The sequence below is a fragment of the Stenotrophomonas sp. 169 genome (assembly GCF_014621775.1).
GTDB lineage: Bacteria > Pseudomonadota > Gammaproteobacteria > Xanthomonadales > Xanthomonadaceae > Stenotrophomonas.
This window is the reverse complement of record NZ_CP061204.1, coordinates 1,883,353-1,906,271: the sequence shown is the minus strand read 5'-3', so window position 1 is coordinate 1,906,271 and position 22,919 is coordinate 1,883,353. Positions and strand designations below refer to the sequence as shown.

16 protein-coding genes are annotated in these 22,919 nt (G+C 61.9%); 4 read left to right on the top strand and 12 right to left on the bottom strand.

Annotated elements, in window-relative coordinates; all coding sequences use genetic code 11:
• Nucleotides 1-31: 31 nt before the first annotated feature.
• The 5 genes from fabF to ICJ04_RS08110 form a co-directional block, all read right to left on the bottom strand.
• Nucleotides 32-1,309, bottom strand: coding sequence for a beta-ketoacyl-ACP synthase II (gene fabF, locus ICJ04_RS08130; RefSeq protein ID WP_188326999.1), 1,278 nt, complete (start codon nucleotides 1,307-1,309; stop codon nucleotides 32-34).
• A 36-nt stretch (nucleotides 1,310-1,345) separates the two neighbouring features.
• Nucleotides 1,346-4,411 (bottom strand): efflux RND transporter permease subunit, encoded by a 3,066-nt coding sequence (locus ICJ04_RS08125; RefSeq protein ID WP_188326998.1) that lies wholly within the window; start codon nucleotides 4,409-4,411, stop codon nucleotides 1,346-1,348.
• On the bottom strand, nucleotides 4,408-5,520 hold the full coding sequence (locus tag ICJ04_RS08120) for an efflux RND transporter periplasmic adaptor subunit (RefSeq protein WP_188326997.1): 1,113 nt from the start codon (nucleotides 5,518-5,520) through the stop codon (nucleotides 4,408-4,410). The genes ICJ04_RS08125 and ICJ04_RS08120 overlap by 4 nt, the downstream gene beginning before the upstream one ends.
• Nucleotides 5,521-5,585: 65 nt before the next feature.
• Nucleotides 5,586-6,212: a TetR/AcrR family transcriptional regulator gene (locus ICJ04_RS08115; RefSeq protein WP_188326996.1), complete on the bottom strand. Its 627-nt coding sequence runs from the start codon at nucleotides 6,210-6,212 to the stop codon at nucleotides 5,586-5,588.
• Nucleotides 6,213-6,221: 9 nt separating this feature from the next.
• The gene (locus ICJ04_RS08110) at nucleotides 6,222-7,550 is read right to left on the bottom strand and encodes an MFS transporter (RefSeq protein ID WP_275138273.1); all 1,329 of its coding nucleotides are present in this window, start codon (nucleotides 7,548-7,550) and stop codon (nucleotides 6,222-6,224) included.
• Nucleotides 7,551-7,652: 102 nt separating this feature from the next.
• Here ICJ04_RS08110 and ICJ04_RS08105 point away from each other — a divergent pair, with 102 nt between their 5' ends.
• Entirely contained in the window at nucleotides 7,653-8,576 is a 924-nt protein-coding gene (locus tag ICJ04_RS08105; protein ID WP_223203015.1) for a LysR family transcriptional regulator, read from the top strand.
• 105 nt (nucleotides 8,577-8,681) lie between these two features.
• Here the strand turns inward: ICJ04_RS08105 and ICJ04_RS08100 are convergent, their stop codons facing one another.
• From ICJ04_RS08100 to ICJ04_RS08080, 5 genes are all read right to left on the bottom strand, one after another.
• Complete coding sequence (locus ICJ04_RS08100; RefSeq protein ID WP_188326994.1) at nucleotides 8,682-9,083, bottom strand: tautomerase family protein; 402 nt, start codon at nucleotides 9,081-9,083, stop codon at nucleotides 8,682-8,684.
• A 99-nt stretch (nucleotides 9,084-9,182) separates the two neighbouring features.
• Entirely contained in the window at nucleotides 9,183-9,542 is a 360-nt protein-coding gene (locus tag ICJ04_RS08095) for a hypothetical protein (RefSeq protein WP_188326993.1), read from the bottom strand.
• A gap of 34 nt (nucleotides 9,543-9,576) precedes the next feature.
• Nucleotides 9,577-10,779 (bottom strand): MFS transporter, encoded by a 1,203-nt coding sequence (locus ICJ04_RS08090; protein ID WP_188326992.1) that lies wholly within the window; start codon nucleotides 10,777-10,779, stop codon nucleotides 9,577-9,579.
• Between the two features lie 101 nt (nucleotides 10,780-10,880).
• A complete protein-coding gene (locus ICJ04_RS08085; protein WP_188326991.1) occupies nucleotides 10,881-11,786 on the bottom strand; it encodes a LysR substrate-binding domain-containing protein in 906 nt (301 codons plus the stop codon).
• A 103-nt stretch (nucleotides 11,787-11,889) separates the two neighbouring features.
• The gene (locus tag ICJ04_RS08080) at nucleotides 11,890-12,993 is read right to left on the bottom strand and encodes an alkene reductase (RefSeq protein ID WP_188326990.1); all 1,104 of its coding nucleotides are present in this window, start codon (nucleotides 12,991-12,993) and stop codon (nucleotides 11,890-11,892) included.
• Between the two features lie 110 nt (nucleotides 12,994-13,103).
• On the opposite strand from ICJ04_RS08080, the gene ICJ04_RS08075 reads away from it, so the two are divergent.
• Complete coding sequence (locus ICJ04_RS08075) at nucleotides 13,104-14,012, top strand: LysR family transcriptional regulator (RefSeq protein ID WP_188326989.1); 909 nt, start codon at nucleotides 13,104-13,106, stop codon at nucleotides 14,010-14,012.
• A gap of 78 nt (nucleotides 14,013-14,090) precedes the next feature.
• Here ICJ04_RS08075 and ICJ04_RS08070 read toward each other — a convergent pair whose 3' ends face one another.
• Entirely contained in the window at nucleotides 14,091-15,047 is a 957-nt protein-coding gene (locus tag ICJ04_RS08070; protein ID WP_188326988.1) for an AraC family transcriptional regulator, read from the bottom strand.
• A 106-nt stretch (nucleotides 15,048-15,153) separates the two neighbouring features.
• Between ICJ04_RS08070 and ICJ04_RS08065 the strand changes: the two genes are divergently transcribed.
• Nucleotides 15,154-16,392, top strand: a complete 1,239-nt coding sequence (locus tag ICJ04_RS08065) for an MFS transporter (RefSeq protein WP_188326987.1) — start codon at nucleotides 15,154-15,156, stop codon at nucleotides 16,390-16,392.
• Between the two features lie 135 nt (nucleotides 16,393-16,527).
• Nucleotides 16,528-16,890 carry a hypothetical protein gene (locus ICJ04_RS08060; protein WP_188326986.1) on the top strand — a complete coding sequence of 121 codons (363 nt, stop codon included), beginning with the start codon at nucleotides 16,528-16,530 and terminating at the stop codon, nucleotides 16,888-16,890.
• Nucleotides 16,891-17,234: 344 nt separating this feature from the next.
• On the opposite strand, the gene ICJ04_RS08055 is transcribed toward ICJ04_RS08060, so the two are convergent.
• Entirely contained in the window at nucleotides 17,235-22,835 is a 5,601-nt protein-coding gene (locus ICJ04_RS08055) for a DUF3320 domain-containing protein (RefSeq protein WP_188326985.1), read from the bottom strand.
• Nucleotides 22,836-22,919 lie beyond the last annotated feature (84 nt).

The following is a 22,919-nucleotide window of genomic DNA, read 5'->3' as shown; positions in this document are numbered from 1 at the left end:
CTGCTGGCACTGCGCGCGGGCCCGCAGATGCTCACAGGCGTTTGAACAACGCGCTGGCATTTACTCCGCCGAAGCCAAACCCGTTGGTCAGCGCGAACTGGATGTCGGCCTTCTGGGGGTGCCCGCAGACAATCGACAGCCCAGCGGCGAGCGCATCGGGATGCTCCAGGTTGAGCGTGGCAGGCACGATCTGATCGCGCAACGCAAGCACCGTAAAGATCGCCTCAATGCCACCCGCAGCACCCAGAAGATGTCCCGTGCTCGACTTGGTGGCGGCGATCAGCAGATCGGCACGCGAACCAAACAACGCACGCATGGCGGCAAGCTCTGCCCGATCGCCCACCTGGGTCGAGGTTGCGTGCGCGTTGATGTGGTGGACCTGGTCCGGAGAAATGCCGGCCTGGGTCAGCGCAATCTCCATCGCCCGCCGCGCGCCGCTGCCGTCGTCGGGCCCGGCAGTAAGGTGATACGCGTCCGACGTCGTGCCATAGCCGACCAGTTCTGCCAGTGGCGTAGCACCGCGCGCCAGCGCATGATCCAGCCGCTCGATCACCAACAGCCCTGCCCCTTCAGACATGACAAACCCGTCCCGCTGCTCATCAAACGGGCGAGACGCGGCGTGGGGCGTGTCATTGAACGACGTGCTCAACGCCTTGGCAGCAGCGAAGCCGCCCAGACTGACCCGGTGCATCGCGGCCTCGGCGCCGCCGCACAGCGCGATGTCCGCCTCGCCGGAACGAATGAGGCGCGCCGCATCACCGATCGCTTGGACGCCTGCCGCGCAGGCCGTGACAGGGGCGCCCTGCGGACCCTTGAAGCCATAACGGATCGACGCCTGCCCCGCCGCCATGTTGGCCAGGAACGTGGGCGCAGTGAACGGCGACAGCCGGCCAGGCCCCCGGCTTTCGTTGGTGTGGACGGCATTGACGATCGATCCGAACCCACCGATGCCGGTGGCAATCACCGTCGCGGTTCGCAGCAGCCCGCGCTCATCCGCTTCGCGCCAGCCCGCCTGTTCGAGCGCTTCGTGGGCGGCGACCAGCGCGAACTCGACAAACCGATCCATCTTCTTGAGGTCCTTCGGCGCGATGATGCCGGTGGAATCAAAGCCCGCTTCCGGGTCTTGAAGACGATCAGGTACGCGACCACCGACTGCACAGCCGGTTCCCTCCGCAAGCTCGGCACCCAGCGACCCGATGCCAGAGCATCCGGCCAACAGGCGCGACCAAACCGTTTCAACGCCGCAGCCGAGTGGGCTGACCGCGCCCATTCCGGTCACCACGATGCGATCTTTGTCAGCAATGCTCATGAGTCACTTCCCATATAAAAGAGGTCCGGGTCGCTGTCAGACAGCGGGGGCTTTTCCCGCCCGGACCTTGAACCAGATGGCATACATCGCCGGGAGGAACACCAGCGTCATCACCGTGCCGGCGATGGTGCCGCCGATCAACGTGTAGGCGAGCGTTCCCCAGAACACCGAGTGGGTCAGCGGAATGAACGCAAGCACCGCCGCCAGGGAGGTCAGGATCACCGGGCGCGCGCGATGCACCGTCGCCTCGATGATGGCGTGGAAGGTCTCCATCCCGGCTGCTTCGTTCTCGTGGATCTGCCCGATGAGGATGAGCGTGTTGCGCATCAGGATGCCCGACAGGGCAATCAAGCCCACCAGCGCATTGATGCCGAACGGCTGCTGGAACAGCAGCAGGGTCGGCACCACGCCGATCAGCCCCAACGGACTGGTCATGAAGACCATGATCATCGCCGAGATGGAGCGCACCTGCAGGATGATGATCAGCAGGGTCACCGCCAGCATGATCGGGAACAGCGGCAGCATCGCGCTCATGGCCTTGCCGGATTCCTCGATGGACCCCGCCTGGGTAATGGCGTAGCCCTCGGGCAGCGAGGCAATGAGCGGCTCAAGCTGCATGCTGATCGCGGTGGATACGTCCGGTGGCTGCAGCGCATCGTCAATGTCACCGCGCACGGTGATGGTGGGAACGCGATCACGACGGCGCAGCACCGGCTCTTCCATCCGGACCTCCACCGCGCCGATCTGGGACAGGGGCACGCGCTGGCCAGCCGCCCCGACCAGGGTGAAGTCCGCAATCCGAGCAGGATCCAGCCGTGTTTCCCCGCCGGACCGCGCCACCACTTCAACGGTGCGGATGTCCTCGCGAACCGCCGTCACCGGCACGCCACTCAGGAAGAACTGCAGCTGCTGCGAAACAGAGGCCGAGGTCATCCCCATCGCCTGCAGGCGGTCCTGATCCAAGGTGAAGTGCAGCGTCGGCGTGCGCACGCCCCAGTCGCTGTTGACGGTGCGCATCATCGGGCTGGCGTGCAGGGTCTGCTCGACCTTGGCCGCGATGCCACGGATCACGTCGACATCTGGTCCGCTGACCCGATAGGCCACGGGATAAGGCGAATAAGGACCAAACACCAGCTGCGTCACACGCACGCTTGCTTCCGGTGCCAGCCCCTCGGACACCGCCTGACGCAGCTTTGCTTTCAGGGAATCGCGCTGTTCCTGGCTGTCGGTACGCACCACGATCTTGGCAAACGCGGGATCCGGTAGTTCCGGCGAGATGGCCAGATAGAACCGTGGCGCCCCTTGGCCGATGTAGGCCGTGACGATCTTCGATTCTTCCTGCGCAGAAAGCCATTTCTCGACCTTCCGCGTCGCCAGGCTGGTCTGTTCGATGGCCGTGCCGTAGGGCATCTGCACTTCGACCAACACCTCCGGGCGATCAGAGATAGGGAAGAACTGCTTCTTGACCAACCCCATCCCCACCACCGAAAGCACGAACAGCGCAATCACCGAGCCAGCGGCAAGCCACTTGCGCGCAATCACACGCGCCAGGATCGATCGGAAACGGTGGTAGCGCGGCGTGTCGTAGAGACTGCTGTGCCCGCCTTCGACGGTCTTGAGTTCGGGCAGCAGCTTCACGCCCAGGTAGGGCGTGAAAAACACCGCGACCACCCACGACACGATCAGCGCGATGCCCACGATCCAGAACATGTTGCTGGTGTATTCGCCCGCGGTGGACCGGGCAAAGCCATTGGGCATGAAGCCCACGGCGGTCACCAGCGTGCCCGCCAACATGGGCGCTGCCGTGTGACTCCACGCGTAGGCCGATGCCTTGACCCGGCTGTAGCCCTCTTCCATTTTGACCACCATCATTTCGATGGCAATGATCGCGTCGTCGACCAGCAGGCCGAGTGCCAGGATCAACGAACCCAGCGTGATGCGGTCAAAGTTCTTGCCGGTGGCGGCCATCACCATGAACACCGCAGCCAGCGTCAGCGGCACGGCCGCTGCCACTACCACACCCACCCGCCAGCCCATGCTGACGAAGCAGACCAGCATCACCACCAGCAGCGCGGCGAAGAATTTCATCATGAACTCGTCTACCGACGAGCTGATGTTCACCGCCTGATCGGTGACCTTGTCCAAGGCCATCCCCACCGGCAGCCCGTCGTTGATCTTCTTGACCTCTGCATCGAGGGATTCACCAAGATCCAGGCCATTCCAGCCGTCACGCATGACGATGCCCAGCAGCATGGCCGGCTCGCCACCGTTGCGGATCATGAAGGTCGACGGATCCTCATAACCCCGCTTGACGGTGGCAATGTCCCGCAGCTTGAGCGTCCTGCCCTGTGCCACGATGGGCGTATCCCGGATCTTTTCCAGCTGATCCAGCGCACCATCCAGGCGAATGAATATCTGCGGCCCTTTGGCCTCCACAGAGCCGGCTGGCGTAAGGGCGTTCTGGCCGTTCAGCGCCCCGAACACGTCCTGCGGTGTGATGCCGAGGTTCGCCAGCCGCTCATGGGACAGCTCCACATAGATGCGCTCGGACTGCTCGCCGATGATGTTGACCTTCTTTACACCGGGCACGTGCAGCAATCGCTGGCGCAGGGTCTCCGCATCGCGCGCGAGTAAACGGAAGGGCTCCCCCTTCGCTTTCAAGGCGAACAGCGCGAAGGTGACATCCGCATATTCGTCGTTGACCATCGGACCGATGACGCCCGCCGGCAGATTGGCGGCTTCGTCTGCCATTTTCTTGCGCGCTTGATAGAACTCTTCCTGCACGGCCGAAGGGGGCGTGCCGTCCTGCAACGTCAGCGTGGTGAAGGACAATCCCGGTCGGGTGTAGGTTTCGCTGCGGTCGTACCACCGCAGCTCCTGCAGGCGCTTTTCCAGCTTCTCGGCGACCTGATCCTGCATTTCCGTCGGCGTGGCGCCCGGCCACGCCGTCACGATGGTCATGACTTTGACGGTGAACGCGGGGTCCTCGGCGCGGCCGAGCTGGAAGAACGAGACGATGCCGGCAACAGAGATCAGAAAGATCAAAAAGACCGTAATGGCGCGCTCGCGTACCGCAAGCGCTGACAGGTTGAAGCCACTCACGGACGCACTCCGTCTGCCGCGGCGCTGCTGGCCGTGTCAGCCAATCGAACCAGCTGGCCTTCGCGCAGCAGATGGGCGCCAAGGGCCGCCACGCGATCCGATGCGTTCAGGGCACCCGCAACCAGGGCGTGGTCATCGCTGAATTGCTTGACCGCTACCGGCATCCAACGGGCTTTGAGCGGCTTACCGTCGATCACCCACACGCCGGGGCCGGTGCCAGGATCGAACAGCGCACCCAACGGTACTTCAACGCCTGCGGACGCGCCGGCAGGTACAGCACCGGCCATCTCTACGGCCACTGTTGAACCCAAGGGCAGCGCCGTGCCGCCCTCTTCCAGGGTGTAGCGCGCTTCAAACGTGCGGGTTGCGGGGTCGGCCGATTCGGAGAGCACGCGCAACCGGGCGGGAATCTTGACGCTCCCCCCGAACGCGGACGCCGAGGCTACCGAGCCGATCGAGGGACGCAGCGTCTCGGGCAGTTGGACCAGCGCCTCTCGACTACCTGCACGGGCAAGCCGGGCGACGATCTGTCCCGCCGCGACGACCTGGCCGGGCTCCGCAGCGATGGACATCACCACCCCATCGGCATCGGCGACGAGCACGGTGTACTGGCTGGCATTGCGTGCAACCCCGGATTGCGCCTCGGCCGCCTTGAGCTGCGCCGATGCTGCATCCGCCGCGGCTTTGATCTGATCGTAGGCCGACCGGGATACGACGCCCTTGGTCGCCAGATCGCGATACCGCGCTTCGTCCGCGGTGGCCTGCACGCTTTGCGCCCGGGCCGCGATAACGGCTTGCTGTTGCGAGGCCGCTGCCAGGTTCAGATCAAGCGGATCAATCCGGTAGAGCACATCGCCGCGCCTGACGGTCTGACCGGTCTCTACGAGGCGCTCGGTGACTTTGCCCCCCACGCGAAAGGCGAGATCGCTCTGCACGCGGGCGGCGATGGTACCGGTAAACGTGCGCGCGTTTCCTGCGGCCGGTTGCACCTGAGCAACCCGGACGATGGGCGGAGCGGTCCGGGGGTCGACGTCTTCCGACTTTCCGCACGCCACAAGGAACAACGGAACAACACAGGAGAGGGCTGAAACTACAAGACGGCGCCGCATACGGTCTTCCGGAATGGGATATCCGGATGCATTCTGTTCCTAGTGACCATTTTCGTCAACCGTCACTATCGCTGTGGCGCAAGGCTCCGCAGGACCAGCTGCTGCAGCGCTTGAGGGTGTTCAGCGTGCAACGCCTTCAGATGGGGAAGCGTTACGGGGTTCAGGTACGGGGCCAGCACCTGATAGACCGCGTGGCTCGTCATCTGCAGGTCTGACACGGTCTCGAACTCGCCCGATGTACGCCCCTCTTTGAGGATGTCCTCGACCTGTTTCCGGATGCGGGCCTGGTAGGCCTGCGCCGAGGGCCACTGATCGGTCGCGGCCGCGACCGCGATTTCGTAGAGGCGCCGGTCCTGTAGAAACAGCCGAAGACTGGACTCGACAATCACCGTGAACAGCACCAGCAGCTTCTCTGGCGGCGCAGCCGTCGCACTGAGCGCCTGATGCACGTCCGCTTCGATCTGACTCAAGCAGTTCGCACAGATCAGTTCGCCAATGGCCTGCTTGGACGGGAAGAACTTGTAGATGTACGCCTTCGAAAAGCCGATGGCCTTGGCCAGGTCGGACACCGTGGTCTTGTCATAACCGTAGTGGCTGAAGTGCGCCGTGGCCGCCTCGATGATCTGGGTGCGCACATCATGCTCAGCGGGGCCGCGGACGGTCTCGGGCGCTGCGGAGAGTGGAATTGTCATTGCGGGAGGTTAGCGCTGCTCGGTTTTGTGGGCAAATGGTGGCAGGGGCACCGGAGCAGAAAACCCGTGCCGCCTGGCTGCCCACACCACCCCCAGCGCCGCTACCAACAGCCCCAGCAAGACCGGCGGGAAACCGTGGACGCCCACCCGCTCAAGCAGCACGCCTCCCACCAGGGCGCCTCCGGCAATCGCCAGGTTCCACGCCGTGACCAGCATCGCCTGCGCGACATCTGCAGCGTCCCCTGCCACGTTGGCCAATGCTGTCTGGAACAGCGTCGCCGACCCACCGAACGCCAGGCCCCAGGCTGCCACAGCCACATACACGACCTTGGGCGCATCACCGGCCACGCCGAGCGCCAACGCGGCCATTCCGAACAACGCCATGCTGGCGAGCGTCAGTGCACGCAGCCGACGGTCGATCAGTACGCCAATGATCCATATCCCCAGCAGCGACGAGAGGCCGAACACCAGCAGCACCACGTCTGTCCGCTCCACCATGCCCGCCGCCGCCAGAAACGGCGCGATGTAGGTATAGAGAACGTTATGCGCCAACACGAAAGCCAGGACGACGAACAGGACCGGGCGCACGCCGGGCAACGTGAAGACCTGTCGCAGCGACGACGCCCTGCCGGCGGGCTGGCCTGCAAAATCTGGCAGTTTGATGCGCGCCCACACCATGAGCACCAGCGCCAGCGCGCTCATGATGCCAAAGCACATCCGCCAGCCGACCAGATTGCCAATGTAGGTGCCGGCGGGCACGCCCAGCGACAGCGCCAACGGTGTGCCGACCATCGCAACCGCAATCGCACGGCCCTTCTGATGGGCCGGAACCATGCGCGCGGCGTAACCGGCCAGCAGCGCCCACACCAGTCCGGCCGACACGCCCGCCACAAAACGCGCCGCCATGGTCAGGACATAGCTGGCAGAAAATGTCGTCACGGTATTGGCCACTACAAAGCCCGCAAGGGCCGCCAACAACAGGGGTCGGCGACGTAGGCCCTGCGTCGAGGCCGTCAGTGGAATCGCCGCCAACAGGGAACCCACGGCGTAGAGGGTGACGGTCTGCCCGACCCAGGCTTCAGACACCGCCAGACTGTGCGCCATCTGCGGCAACAGACCAGCAGGCAGCGCTTCGGTCAGGATGGTAATGAACGCCGCCATCGCCAGCGCCAGCAGCGACGCCAGCGGCAGGCGCCCTTGGGCGGCAGAGCCCCTCTGCGTCGTCAGGGTTGCGGGGCGGCCGTCAGCCAACATGGGACGGAACTCAGCCTGCTCGACACGCTGGGCCAGCGATGAAGGCCGGAGATGTTCGCGCAGAGAAATTGGATGACGCGCCATGGCATTGAACTCGTTTCGTGGGTCAGGTCATGACGATAGATACCGGGCGATTAAAGAAAAACTGGGCTACAGTTCCTCGATGTGCGGAACACCTTGTCCGCAATGGACAGTGAAGAAATCATGGACAGCCTGAGTGGCTTCGTGGTGTTCGTGCAGGTCGCCGAAACGCGGAGCTTCGTCGCGGCGGGACGGCTGTTGGGCGTATCGGCGTCGGCGGTGGGGAAGAGCGTAGCGCGGCTGGAAGAGAAGCTGGGGGTGCGCTTGTTCCACCGCAGCACGCGCAGCGTCACGTTGACGGCCGAGGGCACGCTCTTCCTGGAGCGCAGCCGCCGCATCCTGGCTGAGATCGAGGCAGCCGAAATGGAACTGTCGCAGGCCAGCGCCGCCCCGCGCGGACGGCTGCGGATCAGCCTGCCGCTGGTCAGCTCGCTGGTGCTGCCGGTGCTCGGCGAGTTCATGCGTGCATACCCGGAGATCGAGCTCGATCTGGACTTCACCGACCGGATGGTCGACGTGATCGAAGAAGGCTTTGACGCGGTGGTTCGCACGGGCGAGCCGGCCGATTCACGCCTGTCGGCCCGTCGGCTGGGCGCCTTCCAGATGCGACTGGTGGCCTCGCCGGCGTATCTGACGCGTCGAGGGACACCGATGGCGCCAGACGATCTACGGCAACACACCTGCCTGCACTACCGCTTTCCCAACAGCGGCAAGCTGGAGACCTGGGCACTGGGGCAGGCATCAGGTGACCCAGAGTTACAGCTGCCCACGTCGATGATCTGCAACAACATCGAGACGCGCGTCTGTTTTGCACTGCGCGGGCTTGGGATTGCCTACCTTCCGGACTTCGCGGTGCGCGAGCCGTTGGCTGATGGCCGGCTCACGCCGATCCTGAGTGACTACGTGCAGCGCAGCGGCGTGTTCCATGTGCTGTGGCCGGCGAGCAAGCATCCCTCGCCGAAGATCCGGGCACTCGTTGATTTTCTCTGTGAGCGGGTGTTTCCGGATGTGGAGAGCAGGGGAATTTGAGTGGTCAGTCGGCTGTATCGCTCACTTTTTCGGATGCGGCCCTAATCCCAGGGCATCACCGTCAGGCCAGCCGCAACGCAATCCTGAAATGCACCGATAAGCGCCTTAGAGCGAGACACCAGAGATGTAACGGTACTCTTGCGTCTTCCCCTCATAGCCCCACGCGTCTGCATGCACTTCGTGGATCACGATGTAACTCGCAGGTGCCAGTGGGCCGAAGATTTCAGCCACCGCATCAAAGACCTGACGGACGTACTGGGACTTTTCATTCTTGGTGTTGGTCCCCTCGGTTACTTTGATGTCCAGGTAGAACGTCACCACGTCCTGCCCCGCAACACGCTTGCCACCGATGTACCAGCTTTCAGGCGACGTTGCCTTTATCTCGACTGAAGTGAGCTCGCGCTTCTTGCCGAGCACGGTCGCCGTAAGCTCCGTGAGGACACGAGCGACGTCGTCTGACTGGGCTTGCGATGCGTCCGCAGAGACATGAAAACTGAGATACGGCATACCGGAACTCTCCGAAGGTGGTGAACGCGCTCACTGAAGTGTACCGGACCGGGATGTTCAGTCATGCGCGCGTCCGCGGGGCCCGCATTTCCTCGATATCTACCACTCGACAAAGCGCAAGCCACTGAAAGACCGATAGCTCGCGCCCATCTCAAACACTTTTGCTATAAGGCCGGCGACCTCACCTATGGCGACCTGTTTTGAATACGAGCCGCGCTCTTCGATGACGGGAAAGTCGACAAGAACGATAGTGAGATGACTCGCATCTTCAACGTCGTCTGGAATGCCCTCGGTAAAATAGAACTGGACTGTGTTTCCGGAACCATCCGTGATACCGAGAAAGTTACCCTCCACCCCTCGGACTTCATCGGACCAGACCAACTGCGTCTGCGCGAGATCAAGCTCCACGGGGGCATCAGACGTTGGCCCTTCGCCACAGTCATTCCAGTGCACCTTCATGCCATTCCCTTATTTTCCAGTGCCAGTGTTTGAGTCAAGTACCCTGCCCGGCTTGTTGCGGCATGCCCTCTGAAGGCTCGCTCATCCACCGCCTCTGCAGGTACAGCACCACGAGGGCCAGCACCGCGGCCGACGCGCCCGTCAGCGGGACGTAAGCCAAGGTCGCAAAGCTTATCGTGAGGCCTCCCAGCGCACCACCCAGCGCGGTCCCCAGATTGAAGGAAGCGATATTCAATCCCGCTGCCACCGAACTGTAGGCAGGAATGAAGCGCTGCGCCAGCCGGAGCAGTCGAAGGGTCAGCAGGGTCACAATAGAAAAGAAACAGATGCCCAGCGTGCCGATCAGCATCATCATCGGGACCGGCATGCGTGCGAAGCCGTACAACCCCAGCAGATTCAGCGCCAATGCGATCAACGCAAATCGGATACTGCGATCCACGTCCATCGCGTCGGCAAGGAATCCGCCCAGCAGATTGCCTGCGATCGCACAGACGCCGAACAACAACATCCCCAGGCTCAGCCACTGCATATTCACCGCGGTTACCTGCTGCAAGTAGGGCGAAACGAACGTAAAGAACGCGAAGGTGGCGATGCTGACGAGTGCGCCGATACTGGCCGTCACCAGCAGCTGGGGATGGGCGACAGCCTGAATGCCCTTCCACGCGCCACCGCCGGTTGAGCCCACCGCGACCTCGCCGCGTGGCATGGACAGTGCCAATCCAAGCATCCCCCCCACACTGAGCACGCCGATAGCCAGGAAAACCAGTCGCCAACTCCACAGGCTTCCCAGGTAGGTGCCCAGGGGAACACCGATTGCCAATGCAAGCGTCAATCCGATCCACACCACCGACAGCGCCCGGCCTGACCGCCGTGGATCCACCAGCCTTGTCGCTGCGTCGGAGGCCACCGCCATGAAGACGCCGTGGCCCAAGCCGACCACGAAGCGAACAACCAGCAGGAACACCAGATTGGGTGACGCGCTCATCATCAAGCTGCCCACCCCAAGCAACGCCGTTGCCAGAAGCAGGATGTTCCTGTCCCGCCAGTGGGCGACCAGCGCAGTGAGGAAAGGCGCACCGATGGCGGCGCCCAGTGCATAGGCGGCGATGGCCGTGCCGACCAGAGAGATCGGCGCGTCAAGGTCGTCGGCAAGCGTGGTCAACAGGCCAGCGACAACGAACTCGGAAAGGCCGAACGCGAATGCGCACAGCGAAAACACATAGATGGCGGCAGGCATTGAAGTTCCTCGACAGCGATGCCGCCGAAGCGTAGTGGCTGGCGTGGCGCTGGTGAAGGACGCTCTACATACCGCAGCAAGACGCGGCGCGTCTTGTCAGGTCAGGACGCTGACAGACTCTGCAGGATCGTCTGTATCAGTCGGTCGCGGAGTGTGGATGCCCGGGTTTCGTTCCACGCCATGAACAGGTCCAGGCGGGCCATTTCATCGGATGGGTCCGCCTGGAGTGGGCGGAACACTACGTCTTCCCGCGCAGTCGTCGCCAAGGACGCGGGGAGCAGTGCCACACCAAACCCGGCGGCCACCAAGGCGATCAGGGTCTGCATCTGTCGGCCGTGCTGCACGATGTTGGGAACGAACCCTGCTGCCTGGCAAAGGCTGATGAGCTGGTCATGGAACCCCTTGCCGAGCGTCCGCGGTGAGGCGACGAACGCGTCATCCTTGAGCGACGCCAGCTCAATGGTCGGGGCCGATTCCAGCCGATGGCCGGCGGGTAGCGCCACGTAAATCGGTTCGCTGGACACGGTGGCCATGCGCAGGTGCGGGACAGACGTTCCTGGCGTCCGCATGAATCCGATATCCGCCCTGCCCTGTTCCAGCGCGATGACCTGCTCCTGGGTCGTGGCCTCCACCATGGTGAACGCAACGCCCGGGCAGGCGTTTCGAAAACCGCGCAGTGCTCGTAACAGAGGGGTATAGGGCGCAATGTTGATGAAAGTCAGCGTGAGGTGGCCCTCAATCCCCTGCGCAACCCGTCGCGTCTGCGCTACCCCCTCCTCCAAAGCGCTCAGGGCGGTGCGCGCCGTGACAAGAAATGCCGCACCGGCCGGGGTCAGCGCCACACTGCGATGGGTGCGCACGAAGAGAGGTGCACCGACAGCGCTCTCAAGCTTGCGGATCGCCTGGCTCAGCGGGGGCTGCGCCATGTGCAGCCGCTCGGCAGCCCGATTGAAATGGAGCTCTTCGGCGACGGCAACGAACTGTTGGAGCAGGCGGGTCTCTATCACTGAAGCGCCACACCTCTGGTTTCCCTGGATCGGGCGTGTTCAACATAGCAAATCAGTGAGCGGATGATCGCCCCTTCCGGGGCCGATCATCCATCTCTAAAGGTCAGGTAGCCCGCGCGTAGTCGGTGTATCCCTCTGCGCCGCCGCCGTAGTACGTCGCGCGATCAGGCAGCGCGAGCGGAAGGTCGCTCTCCAGGCGCTCGACCAGGTCGGGGTTGGCAATGAAGGGCTGGCCGAAGGCTGCCAGATCGATTACTCCCTCCTCGACCAGCCTCAACGAGGATTCGCGGGTCATGCCACCGGCCAAGATAACGACGTCTCCATAAGCACGCTTGAATGTGCGCAGGAACGCTTCGTCGAGAGCTGACTCGCCATGGGAGAAATTGTTGTTGAGGTGGACGTACGCGAGATCCCGGGTGCCCAACTCATTGGCGAGGTACAGATAACTGGCCTCGTTCTCCGCGTACTCCGGCATGTCGAACTGACGATTATTCGGAGCCAGGCGGATACCCACCCTGCTCGACCCGATCCGGCTGGCGATCGCATCGACCGTGTCCAGGATCAGGCGCGCCCGATTCTGCAGCGAACCACCGTAAGCATCCGTCCGGTCATTCGTCACCGGGTTGAGGAACTGCTCGAACAGGTAGCCGTTGGCAGCGTGGATCTCGACCCCATCGAAGCCGGCCTCGCGCGCCCGCTGGGCCGCCTCGACAAAGTCGCTCACAACCCGTTGCACCTCTGCGGTTTCGAGTGGGCGCGCCTGACTTGGCTCCGCCGTCCCACGCGACCCGTCTTCGCGGTAGATGAAGGCAAAACTCTTCGAGCTGGAAGCAACCGGCCGGCTGCTTGCGCTGACCGGAGCCGCACCGCCGGGCTGCAGAGAGGAGTGCGACATGCGCCCTACGTGCCACAGCTGGGCGAAGATTTTGCCCCGGTCCGCATGCACTGCGTCGGTCACACGTTTCCAACCGGCAACCTGTTCCGAGGACCACATCCCCGGGACATCAATGTAACCCTGACCTTCCGGTGACACGGGCGTTCCCTCGCTGATGATCAAGCCCGCACTGGATCGCTGTGCGTAGTATTCAGCGGTCAAGGCGTTGGCAACGCAGCCAGGGTTCCGGGCGCGAGTCATCGGCGCCATCACGACGCGGTTTCTCAGCGGTGTTCCAGCGAGGTCGAAGGGTGCAAACAGCTTAGGTGTCATAACGGACGTCTCGAACGATGTAGTGACTACCAAGATAAGGTTGACAGGATGCGGCATAAAGGAGCCAACTATCCCCTCATTAGGGAACACAATTCCCCAATAGGATCCGCATGCTTGCTGTCGAATCCCTGACAGGTTTGACGACCTTCGTGACCGCCGCCCGGTCGACTACGTTCACAGAGGCAGCCGAGACGCTCGGGATATCGCGGTCGGCCGTGGGCAAGGCCATCGCGCGACTGGAGAGCAGACTGGGGGTGCGCCTCTTCCATCGCACGACGCGGCGAATCGCCCTCACGGCGGACGGCGAATCCTATTTCGCCACATGCTCTGCCGCGTTGGAGGAAATCGCCAGCGCCGAGGCATCTTTGGCGTCCAGGTCATCCCTGCCTGTAGGACGGCTACGCATCGACATGCCGACCTCGTTCGGGCGCCACGTACTCCTGCCGATATTGCTGCGCATCGGTGCTGCGCATCCCGACCTCCACTACACGCTGACGTTCACGGATCATCTGGTCGATCCCGTTGAAGAAGGCATCGATCTGACGATTCGATTCGGAGCGCTCGAACATTCAGCCAGTCTGGTTGCGCGCAAGCTTGGCCACCAACGGTTGGTGCTTTGCGCATCACCTTCCTATCTCCAGACCTTCGGGGTGCCCCGAACGATAGATGACCTCCGCACCCATCGCAGCATCGTCGGACTCCGCTATGGACAAACCGTCCCGTGGCGCGTCGGCCCAGAGAATATGAAGCCTGGGTTTGTTCCGAGGGGGACGCACCACCTGAGCGATGGCGACGGGGTCATCGCAGCTGCGGTCGGCGGTCTTGGCGTCTGTCAGATGCCCATTTCCCTGGTCCGCCCCTATTTGGAGGCAGGCTCACTGCAGCTGGTCTTGGAGGACTGTGCGCAGCACTACATCGAGATTCACGCGCTGTGGCCTCGCACACGCAACCTGCGTCCCAAGGTGCGGTACGTCGTGGATGAGTTGCTCAGGCTTTCGGCTGCGGGGGTGTTTGACTGAGCTCCGCGCGTCTTGCCGATTTGTCGTGGGCCCGCAACGGTGGTCGCGTAGGCGCAGCTGGGACATGGCAACGTGCCGTCAGGCGACCCGATTCCGTTTGCTCGCGCCAGGCGATTGACCGTTCACTCGTTTGAAGGCTCGACTGAACGCCGCTTGCGAGGTGTAGCCCAAGCGAAGTGCCACCTCTTCGATCGGAAGCTTGTTGACCGAGAGCCATCGTGTCGCCAGATGCATCCGGATCTGCGTGACATATCGGAGTGGCGGCACGCCGATGGTGCTCTGGAAGCGCTCGGCGAAGACGGATCGTGACACGTGCGACTCCGCCGCCAAGGTGTCTACGGTCCAGTCCCGGCCCGGGTTTTCATGTAGCGCCAGTAATGACCGAGCCAAGCGGGGATCGCGCAATGCTGCAACCAACCCCGACGCATCGTCGCACCCCCGCTCCACCCAGCCCCGCACGATCATGGCCGCAATCACATCCGCCAGCCGCGCCAACATGCCGGCAAAGCCGATCCGACCTGAGCACACCTCGCGCTTCATCGAATCGATCAACGGCAAAAGACCAGCGAATTGAGCGTCGTTGTAACGTGCAAGCATCACGCTCGGCATCAACTTGCTCAGCCCCTGCATGCCACCAAGATCGAACGCCATGCGTCCGTAGAAAAGCACCGCACTGGGCACCGCATGCGTGCTCGGACACGTGTCGACCCCCGCCACTGAATCGCTGAGGGGCGCTGCTGAAAAGCTGTCGATGGGGCTTACCCGCTGCTTTTGACTGGACACCAGCGAATGACCCTCGCCGCGCGGCATGAACACCGCGTCCCCAGCAGTCAACACATGCTCGCTCCCGTCGTCGCAACGCAACACAGCGCTGCCCACCGCAATGTAGTGAAAGTAGGCGTGACCCGGCTTGAACTCGAATCCCAAACCAAAGTCTGGGCCGGTCTGGATACGGCGATATTCAACGCCGTGCAGGTGCATATCGCCCAGCAGCTGGTTGATCAGGTCCGCAGGCGCGGGAGCATGCTCGCTCATAGAGGGGCTCGGTGTTTCGATCAAAACTTCAGGTCATATGATCATAGATCATCCGGCATCTCATCCCTAGACTCTCGGCATTCCACGCTTCGTCGAGAACCATGCAATGAGTAATGTCGTCGTTGAACCGGCACGCGAGGTGCCCGCAGAGCCAGCGGGAGAGCTGCCGCCGCCGGCATGGGTCGCTGTGTTCTCGCTTGCCATGGGCGTCTTTGGGCTTCTCACGGCCGAATACTTGCCCGCAAGCCTGCTCACGCCCATGGCAACGGACCTGGGCGTGTCAGAAGCACTCGCAGGACAGGCGGTAACGGTGACGGCGGTTGTCGCTCTGTTTGCCGGACTGCTGGTGCCTGGATTGACCCAGCGGCTTGACCGACGGAGTGTCCTCCTCTCTTTCACGGTACTGATGATCCTGTCCAATTTGCTGGTCGCGGTGTCGAACAGCCTTGTCACCCTGCTGGTGATGCGCGTTCTTCTGGGCATCGCACTGGGCGGCTTCTGGAGCATGGCAGCGGCCGTGGCGATGCGCCTGGTACCAGCAGATCGGGTGCCGCGCGCCCTCTCGATCATTTTCAGCGGCATTGCCGTGGGCACGGTCGTATCCGTTCCGCTCGGCAGCTACCTGGGCGGCTTGTTTGGCTGGCGGAGCGCCTTCTGGGCGGCTGCTGGGGTCGGCAGCCTGACGCTGCTGTTCCAGTGGTTCACGTTGCCACGCATGGCCCCACGCTCGACCACGCATGCGGTGTCAGTGGTGGCACTGCTGCGTCGGCCGGGGGTTGCCATCGGCATGGCTGGTTGCGTGCTGGCACACACAGGTCAGTATTCGCTGTTCACCTACATCCGTCCCGCCTTGGAAACCTTGGCGGCGATCGATGTTGATGGCATTGCACTGATGCTGCTCGGGTTCGGCGTGGCCAACTTTGTCGGCACTTTATTTGCGGGCTGGTTGATGGAGCGAACTCTGCGCGCCACGCTCGTCGTGATGCCCGCGCTGGTCGCCATTGCAGCGCTTGGCATGGTCTTGCTCCCCGTGAACGTCACGGGGCTGACCCTCCTTGTCTTGCTGTGGGGCTTGGCGTTCGGCGGCGTCCCGGTAGCCTGGTCGAGCTGGGTCGCTCGCGCTCTTCCGGACCAGGCAGAGAGTGCCGGCGGGATGGTGGTCGCTGCTGTGCAGTCATCCATTGCGGCAGGGGCGGCACTCGGCGGCCTCGTCTTCGGCATGGGCGGCATTACGACGGTCTTCGTGGTCGCGGCGATCACCATGCTGGTCGCAAGCTTTGTTATCGCGCTACGCGTCAAGGTTGAGGCCCAGGGCACTGGGGCGCCTGGTGGCCACTTTCTCTAGGGAAGGTCTGAGTGGAGCTGCGCGAAATGCGATAGCAAGTTAACGTGCCGGGCTGCTGCGTGCCTGATGCGGGTGCTGGTCATACACCATCAATAGCGAAGGTGAGATGCTGAGTGTTCGTGCGGGAGACCAACAATGCGGAAAGAAAATAATTTGCTTGCAGCGAGCGTCGTAACACTGACAGTCGGGGTGGTTTTCTGGGTGCTGGTGGCCTGGCGCACTCCGGCGGGCGAGCCTTGGGACGCGCCCACGTACTGGACTGTCGTCTATCCCATTGCACTCGTCATTGCGGCGGTTCTAGGCGCCTGTTTTCCACGGCGCGCGTGGCTATGGGGATTGTTGTTAATGGTGCTGCAGGTGCCGGTGGTAGTCGTGGCCTCGGGCTTTGGCCCACTGTTGCTGGCCGGACTGGTATACACGCTGGTGCTGGCCGTGCCTGCTCTGGCTATCGCGGCGGCAGCGGGCGCGCTGCGTCGCCGCCTGCATCGTAGGGATTGAGCTTCGTGGCTCTCGCTAGGGAAGGCATGAATAAATCTGCACGAAATCCGACCGTAGTGCCGGCCGCTGGCCGGCAGGCTAGGCAAAGTATGAGGAGATCACCCGCAATGCTGGATTTGTGAAGCAAGCGCATCCAGCAACCGACTGCTGCGGTGGATTTCGATGGAAGTGGGGCTTTGGAAGTGCCGATCAGCACCCTCCGAACCCCGCTTACAACAAGATCTGCTGCTCAGATAGCGCGCAGAACCCGCTCGGCGCGCGAGTTCACGAATGCGGTTGATCTGCTCAGACCATCCTTAGAGTCGCCCAGGATCAACGTTAAGGGTAAATGCCCCAGCGGCCGATCAGGGCACCACTAAAAGATCACCCTTCGAAACCAGTCGCCCCGCACCGACGAGGGCCTCACAGCGATCAAGAATTACCCGCCGAAGTTGTGGACTTGTGCTCTTGTAGCCCAGCTGCCGCGAGACCATCGTTACCAACTCCTCAGCCTTCGCGCCCAAATTATCCCGCACGACCTTGATCAGAGCAGAGTCGATTTCGGAAGGGGGCAGGAATTCCGGGCGGCGCAGCGTTAATGACTCGACCATCGAGCGGTCCCGGACGCGGACCTCTTTCCCCGGAACGGCCAAGAAGTCCTTGTCGATTATCTGCACCCAACCCAGCGACACTACCGACCTAATTGCCTCTTCAACCGCCTGTTGAATGCGCGAGCCAGCACGCTGTAAGCCCCAAAGCATTCGGACGCGCGTGACTACCTCGCTGCGATGAATGGGGCTTTCCACCTCAACAATCTGCCGCACAATGGTCGCGAGTTGCCCTGTTGGAACCAGATGCAATTCGAACTGATTGCTTGGCACGGCAAAGGAAGCCTCGATGTAATGCTCAGTGTCAAGCGGACTTTGCGCCTCGATGAGCCCCATCTCGGCTACTTCACCGCGATCAACGGTCAGGATCTCAACAGGCACCGCACGGTGCGAACCCTTAGTCTTGGACTCGAGGGCGCCTGCCTCGGACTTCACGCGTTCAATGGCCGCAACAAGCCTTTCAAGCTCGGCCTCCGGACGATGGAACCAGTCCGAACTCCAAACGCGGTAAACCTGCCAGCCCTTGTCACGGAGCACACTCTCACGCAAGCGATCACGATCACGCGCACTTCTTGCGTCTCGATACGATTGTCCGTCGCACTCGATCGCTAAAATGTAGCGCCCAGGCTCGTCCGGATTGGCAACCGCGATATCGATGAAGAAGCCAGCCAGGCCCACATCGGTGTGAAGATCGTAGCCCCGCGCGCGAAGAGCTTGGGCGACCTCTTGCTCGAACACGCTTTGCTTGGCGTCGCGCTCCTCCGCGGTGAGCGTAAGACGACCAGTCCTGGCGTAGTTCAGAAAGAGCTTCAAGGCAAAGGTACCCTTGCCCTTGGCTCGATCGGTGTCGATATCCTCATCGGTGATAGAGGTAAATATTTCGCAGCGCGACTTGGCGCGGCTGATGAGCACGTTCAAGCGGCGCTCGCCGCCGTCGCTGCTCACAGGGCCAAAATTCATCGTCATGTGACGCTGAGCGTCACGGCCATAGCCGATCGAGATATAGATGACATCGCGCTCGTCACCTTGGATGTTCTCCAAGCTCTTCACGAAGAAGGGCTCTGCCGGATGGTCCGCGAAGAATCCTTCTGTTTCCGGATGCTGGCGGCGGAGCAATTCCAGCTCGTCGAGAATGGCACGGCGCTGTGCCGTGGAGAAGGTCGCCACACCAAGCGTGAGCTGCGGTGTGTTCTGGGCATGCGCCAGCACCGCGAGCGCTACGGCCTTGGCCTCTCTCGGATTGGTGCGCGTGTTGCCCCGGTCGTAGATGGCCTCTGGCAGATGATTCAGTCGCAAACCAACACCCGCCTCGCTGGTGTACGGACTGGGAACAATGAAGAGCTTGCCTTCATAGAACTGCTGATTGGAAACGGCGATCAGGGACTGATGACGGCTCCGGTAGTGCCAACGAAGCATGCGCTCGGGCAAGCCTCGCGCACGGCAAAGTCCCAAGATGCTCTCAACATCCGACGCCTGCGCCCCACCTTCGTCGTCATCCCGGTCACCGCCATCGCCAAGAGCCTTAGAAAAGAAGCGCGTTGGCGGCAGTTGTCGCTCGTCACCGACGATCACCAACTGCTTGGCGCGTGCAATAGCACCGAGCGCATCAATGGGCTGCACCTGACTCGCTTCGTCGATGACCAGCATGTCAAAGTCCAACGCCCCTGCCGGCAAGAATTGCGCCACCGAAAGCGGGCTCATCATGAAGACGGGTTTGAGCGCCTGGATCGCGGGGGCACACCGTTGCATCAGTTGGCGGATCGGCAGATGCCCCTTCTTTCTCGCCATCTCGCCAATCAAGACGGCGGTCGGCCCAGTCGCGCCACCTTGACGCGGGATCTTGCTGTGATGCGCTTTGACGACCTCGTAGCGAGCGAGCTGCATGCGCTCTTGGTCGAGGCTTGCGAAGCTTGCCACCACTTGCGATTGCCGCTGCCCGTCAAAGCTTGCAAGGGCCCGATCGCGCTGCACCAGTGCTTGAAGCACCGCCTCGTAGTAAGACAGCTCAAACACGCCCAAAGCATCAGCAACGGCGAGGTTGCCCTCAGCAAGCGCATCCACCACCGCGCCGAGTCCTTTGCGCTTGGCTTCGTTGGCGATGGCCAGATACGCCACCCAAGTCCTAAGGCCCTCGGGGTCAGCTTGCCAGCTTGCCAGCTGTGCTTTGAGCGTTACCAAAGGAGCGTGGCTCGGATTGCGCGTGATCTCGTCGCTACCTTCAAACTGCAGGCCAACCAGAAGATCTGTGACTTCCCCTGCCAGGGCGCCTGCCGACGACGAGGCGCGCTCGGATTGGCCCAACAGCAGCTGAGGCTCACTGATGCGTGCTGCCAATGAGCGAAGCTCAGGATTCTGCTCAATCCAAGACACAATTTTGCGAAGCTCCTCCGGCTTACCTTCAAGTGCAAGCCAGAACGAGCCGAACGCAACGCCTCCATCCTCTGCCATGGCCTCATAAGCAGCATGTGCTGCTTGTGCCTGCTGGATCTCCCCAATCACGGCAAGCGCCTGCTCAACCGGTAGATCCTCTGACCCGCGCAAGAATGCTGCCTGTTCAAATGCGGCGAACCACAGAGCAGATTTATCCGTGAGATCAGAGAGCGCGACACGCTTTAAGACCGTCTCCTCGCCCCAAGGATTACGCTCAGCTGCAAGCAGCGCTTCGTGCACGGGCGAAAGATTGCGACTGAGTTCTTCCAAGAATGGCTTCACACGCTTGGCGATTTCGGTTGCCAGCACCCGATCACCGATCTCGGCCAAACGCTCGCGCACTCCGCTTCCCAAGGGACGAAGCGTACGCATCCAAGCCACGACTCCTCGGAGGAACGATGGATTCGAACGCTCACCCTGCCAGTTCGAGCCAAATGCCTCTCGTCCTTGGGTGTCGTGTTCAACAATTCTTTTCTGAGCGCTCTTGGCATCCAAGAGCATATCGAGCGACCCAAGCATGTCCAGAGCCGGCAGCTTGGGATCAGAAAGCAGTGTGCGGACTGTCTGATTGGCGCGACGCCAATCTCCACGCAGGAAGCGGAACAGGCTCGTGCCGCGCATGGCCAGCTGCCCACGTGCCTCTTCAAGCTCCGCGCTGTCTTTGCTCCAAGCTGCGTCTCGGAAGACCGTGGACAAGTTTGATTTGGCCCGCTGGACCGTTTCAACGGCGACCACGATATCTTCGACTGCATCAACGCCTCGGTCCCAAATGTGAGCTACCAACGCATCGCGGTCGAGTTCCGGAATGCTCGTCGCACGCTCAGCAATGGCAACCAGTCGAAGGGCCAGATCCAGCGTAAGTGGCGCCCTCTCGGCCAGAAGCTGCGTCAACCGAGTGAGGTCAGGCAGGATCCGGGCCAAGGCACTGTGTGCAGCACCTAGCGTTGCAAGCTCTTTCCCCAAAACGAAACTGTCTGGCAAAGCACTCAAAGCGGCCCTGGTAGCGTCCCAGTCTTGCTCTACCGCCTCTACCTTGATCCGTCCCTCGACAGACGCCCTCGCTTTCTGAACGTTTTCCAGCGCATCGATGACTTTCGAAGCACGACCAGCTTCATCCCAAACCTTGCTCTGAAGCGCATTGGAACCAAGTTTTGGCGCTTCGAGCAGAGCCTTAACGCGTTGAACAGCAAGGCCGGCGTCATCAAACCGAACCGGAGGGGCAAGATCCAGCGCACTGTGAAGCTCGGTGGTAGATGCCTCCCAATCGTTCAATCGCTCGCTCACTTCCGCGACCAAAATGAGCAACCGATCGCGTTCACTCGGCAAGAGGCCGTCGTTCTGAACGCCGCTCCAAGCGTGCTGATCTGGAACGCCGATTACCTCAATTCGCTCGATAAGTTCGCGTAGGAGCGATTCCCGCTCCTCTTTTTGATGGGACGCCCAAGAGGTCGGTTCTGCGAGAGGCAGGCTTTGGGTCGTGTAGCCCAATCGACGCAGGCGCACCATGTGTCCGAAGACTTGGTAGGCCGTCAGTCCAGACGGCTGATGAGCTTCGTGGACTCGCGCGACATGGGCGTTGAGCGTGTCGCGTCTCTCAGTGAGCTGCTCGATTATGGGCGCCGTGCTGGTTCGCTTCGGTTCACCTAGGCTCAGCGTCTGCCGAAGTTCTTCCAGAAGAGAACGCTTGTTGGCCTTGTTGCTGTGAAGCTCCAAACACGCCACGCCCACACCGACATGGTCCAGCCGCCGTTTGACAACTTCAAGCGCGGCCATCTTTTCGGCCACGAACAGCACGCGCTTACCCTCAGCCACAGCGCCAGAGATGATGTTCGCGATGGTCTGAGACTTACCCGTTCCAGGCGGCCCTTGCACCAAAATATTGTTGCCTTTGAGCACATCGTGCACCACCAAGGCTTGCGACGAATCGCAATCAACGACATGACGCATCTTCTCGGGAGGGATGATGAAATCCAGATTGCTCGCTTCATCCGTCAGACTCGCACCTGGAAAGCCGTCCTGAACGACGCCGCGAAGCGTCGGGATGGACTCCATACCGCCAAGCGCCACCCAGCCTTGGGGGTCCAGGTCTCGATACATCATGAACTTGGCGAAAGAGAAAAGCCCAAGGATGGCGTCATCGCGAAGCACGCCCCAGCTTTCTTTCCCTTCCAGCATCACTTCAACCGAAGCCAAGTAGGCATCTATATCGAGTGTTTCGAACTCCTCAATGCCCGGCAAACGAAGACCAAACTCGCGCTGCAGAAAAAGCTGCAATGACAAGTTCGCTTGGATGTCGTCGCCGGTCCATTTAAGGTGGAACTTCTCGCCTGCTGTGCTGCGCTCTAATTGAACGGGGATCAACACCAAAGGCGCAAAGCGGTCAGTTTGCGGCGTGGAGGTAGCGCGCCAGCGCAAGTAGCCGACCGCCAAGTAAAGAACATTGACGCCCTGCTCTTCTTGGAGCGTCCGCGCGTCCATGTAGAGATCCAATAAACGCTTTTGCAGACCCGTGGGCGTTAGGCGCGTTGTGAGATGCGCATCCCAATGCGTCTTGACGCGCCCGCTCTCATCTAGCTCAAAGTCTGGTTGCGCGATCAGATCCGGGTCTTCCGGCGCTTCATCCAGGAAAACTTCCGTGTCATCTTCATCCATGCCAGGCATCGCGCTGCCCCGCTTTGGATCTTCTTTGCCTGCTACGAAGGTGAAGCGTTTACCGTCGATGACCAAGGTCTGATACATCGCCTTGGCCAGCTCATGGGCAACCTCGATGGTCTTCGCGCGTCCGCCTCGGGGCGTGTGAAGGAGTCGATTTCGCGTCGACAGATCCAAAAGCTCCAAGCGGGCCCTTTCGATCTTGTCATTAAGGCCACCAGCCCCCCGTAGGGAGGAGGACTCTTCACCTGCCTGTGCCAGCGCCGTCTGATCCATTGACTTTTCCCTGATTACGGGGCCAAGCCGGGCGTCGAACGCCCCTTCGCTGCCCCAAAGCGTCTGCCTATAATGCTCTTAATG

What these genes read in the sequence shown, in the direction of transcription:
- fabF (WP_188326999.1), bottom strand. Translation starts at nt 1,309, where the DNA reads ATGAGCATTGCTGACAAAGATCGCATCGTGGTGACCGGAATGGGCGCG.
- ICJ04_RS08120 (WP_188326997.1), bottom strand. Translation starts at nt 5,520, where the DNA reads ATGCGGCGCCGTCTTGTAGTTTCAGCCCTCTCCTGTGTTGTTCCGTTG.
- ICJ04_RS08115 (WP_188326996.1), bottom strand. Translation starts at nt 6,212, where the DNA reads ATGACAATTCCACTCTCCGCAGCGCCCGAGACCGTCCGCGGCCCCGCT.
- ICJ04_RS08110 (WP_275138273.1), bottom strand. Translation starts at nt 7,550, where the DNA reads ATGGCGCGTCATCCAATTTCTCTGCGCGAACATCTCCGGCCTTCATCG.
- ICJ04_RS08105 (WP_223203015.1), top strand. Translation starts at nt 7,653, where the DNA reads ATGGACAGTGAAGAAATCATGGACAGCCTGAGTGGCTTCGTGGTGTTC.
- ICJ04_RS08100 (WP_188326994.1), bottom strand. Translation starts at nt 9,083, where the DNA reads ATGCCGTATCTCAGTTTTCATGTCTCTGCGGACGCATCGCAAGCCCAG.
- ICJ04_RS08095 (WP_188326993.1), bottom strand. Translation starts at nt 9,542, where the DNA reads ATGAAGGTGCACTGGAATGACTGTGGCGAAGGGCCAACGTCTGATGCC.
- ICJ04_RS08090 (WP_188326992.1), bottom strand. Translation starts at nt 10,779, where the DNA reads ATGCCTGCCGCCATCTATGTGTTTTCGCTGTGCGCATTCGCGTTCGGC.
- ICJ04_RS08080 (WP_188326990.1), bottom strand. Translation starts at nt 12,993, where the DNA reads ATGACACCTAAGCTGTTTGCACCCTTCGACCTCGCTGGAACACCGCTG.
- ICJ04_RS08075 (WP_188326989.1), top strand. Translation starts at nt 13,104, where the DNA reads ATGCTTGCTGTCGAATCCCTGACAGGTTTGACGACCTTCGTGACCGCC.
- ICJ04_RS08070 (WP_188326988.1), bottom strand. Translation starts at nt 15,047, where the DNA reads ATGAGCGAGCATGCTCCCGCGCCTGCGGACCTGATCAACCAGCTGCTG.
- ICJ04_RS08065 (WP_188326987.1), top strand. Translation starts at nt 15,154, where the DNA reads ATGAGTAATGTCGTCGTTGAACCGGCACGCGAGGTGCCCGCAGAGCCA.
- ICJ04_RS08060 (WP_188326986.1), top strand. Translation starts at nt 16,528, where the DNA reads ATGCGGAAAGAAAATAATTTGCTTGCAGCGAGCGTCGTAACACTGACA.
- ICJ04_RS08055 (WP_188326985.1), bottom strand. Translation starts at nt 22,835, where the DNA reads ATGGATCAGACGGCGCTGGCACAGGCAGGTGAAGAGTCCTCCTCCCTA.